General features: G+C 68.7%; 2 protein-coding genes. Both read left to right on the top strand.

Annotation, left to right across the window (positions count from 1 at the left end):
• Nucleotides 1-249: 249 nt before the first annotated feature.
• Nucleotides 250-510, top strand: coding sequence for a hypothetical protein (locus tag IEZ19_RS49605; RefSeq protein WP_189317929.1), 261 nt, complete (start codon nucleotides 250-252; stop codon nucleotides 508-510).
• Nucleotides 511-645: 135 nt separating this feature from the next.
• The coding region (locus IEZ19_RS49600; protein ID WP_189317928.1) for an NF041680 family putative transposase at nucleotides 646-2105 on the top strand (1460 nt) is incomplete at its 3' end.

Here is a 2105-nt window from a genome sequence, read left to right as displayed (position 1 = left end):
GACCGGGGACCTCCCTCTCCCTCGTGGGCGCACCGTGCGCCCACGACGCAGAGGGAGGTTCTCATGACGGAGACGAAGTCGGCGGTCGACTGGCTGGCATCCGTGGCACCCGACCCCCGGGCGGCTATACGAGGTCGTCGAGGTGTGGCAGGCCTGCGTTGCCTCCGCCCCAGCGGTCGACGCGTTCCGCGACTGTGGCCGTGACGGGTCTGGGTTCGTGGACCTGGAGGAGATCCGGAGCAGGCGCCGGTGACCGGTCAGCCGTACGCGGTCCGGTTGTCGCCGCCGGCCGCGAAGGTGCTCACCGCCCTGCCCGAGCACGCGGAGCAGATGGCCCGGGACGTCCTGGATGCCGCGGTCGGGAACCCGCGGGGTTTCCCGCAGTGGGACGTCGGCGACCCTGAGGGCGAGGACGTGCGCATCGCGTCCGTCGGCCAGCTGTCCGTCGTCTACTTCGCCAACCACGCCCTGCGCCACCTGTCCGTCCTGGACATCGTCTGGCTCGGCTGAGCTTGTTCTTTATGGTCTGGCGTCGAACGTCGTCTCGAACGGTGTCACTCACCTGGGCATTCGCCGGACAGGCGGACGGCCTCCGCATGAGCATGCGTTCCGTCACAGAACCGCACTCATACGAAGGCCGCAGGGGTGAGTCTGCTGCACCACGATGCCCGGCACGACGCATTCGACTTCACATCCCACTTTCGGGAGGACTTCTACGCATGCCTGACTCGGCGCGGTGACACCCTGTTCGAGCTCTGCGACGCGATGCTCTGCGAGGACGGCCCGGTGACCTCGCCGGTCGACCTGACTCTGCTGGCCGAACACCGGCGCGGCCACGGCGCGTTGTACGAAGCGCTCAACCAGGGCCGCATCGACGCGGACAGGCTGCGCAAGGCGCTGGCCATGCTGCCGCAGCCCAAGGCCGCCGATGGGCGTCTGGTTCTGGCGGTCGATGTCTCCGCGTGGCTGCGGCCCGACGCGCCGACCAGCCCGGACCGCCTGTTCTGCCATGTCTACGGACGCTCGGGACGCTCCAGTGACCAGTTCATTCCCGGCTGGCCATACTCGTTCGTCGCCGCGCTGGAATCCGGACGAACCTCATGGTGCCAGCTGCTCGACGCGGTCCGCCTCGGCCCCGACGACGACGTCGCCGAGGTCACCGCGGCCCAGGTCCGCCGCGTCGTCACCGACCTGATCGGCCAAGGCCAGTGGGAACCTGGTGACGACGACATCCTGGTCGTCTTCGACGCCGGCTACGACGCCCCGCGCATGGCCTACCTGCTCGACGGCCTCCCCATCGAGGTGCTCGGAAGGATGCGCTCGGACCGGGTGATGCGCCGTCCGGCGCCCTCGCTCAAGGAGTACGCCCTGGCCTATCCCCAGGGCGGGCGGCCGCCGAAGCACGGCAGCGAGTTCCGCTTCGCCAAGCCCGATACCTGGGGCGAGCCCGATGCGGAGACTGCGCAGGTCACCGACCGCTACGGCACTGCGCAGGCGATGGCCTGGGACCGCATCCACCCCCGCCTCACCACCCGCAGTGCGTGGATCGACCACGACGGTGAACTCCCCATCATCGAAGGCACCCTGATCCGGCTGAAGGTCGACCACCTGCCCGGTGACCGTGAGCCGCTGCCTTTGTGGCTGTGGTCCTCGAAGACCGGCTTGACCAGCGAAGACGTCGACCGGCGCTGGCAAGGATTCCTTCGCCGCTTTGATTTGGAACACACCTTCCGCTTTGAAAAGCAGACGCTCGGCTGGACGCGTCCCAGGCTCCGCACTCCCGAGGCGGCAGACCGGTGGACGTGGATCGTCATCGCCGCTCACACCCAGCTCCGTCTCACCCGCGAAGCCGCGGCCGACCTCCGCCGCCCCTGGGAGAAGCCCGCCGAACCCGCACGGCTCACCCCGGCTCGCGTCCGCCGAGGGTTCAGGAACATCCGCCCTCACCTGCACTGTCCGGCCCGTGCGCCCAAACCCTCAACCCCCGGGCCAGGCCGTCCACTTGGCTCCAAGAACCGGCGGCCCGCCACCCGTTATGACGTGGGCAAAACGACCAGACGCCCCGAGAGCATCGCTGAACGTAATCAACTCAAAGCTCATAAACC

Source organism: Streptomyces brasiliensis (assembly GCF_014647875.1).
Lineage (GTDB): Bacteria > Actinomycetota > Actinomycetes > Streptomycetales > Streptomycetaceae > Streptomyces > Streptomyces brasiliensis.
Note: the sequence above shows the minus strand (reverse complement) of the source record. Positions and strands in the feature narration are given on the sequence as shown.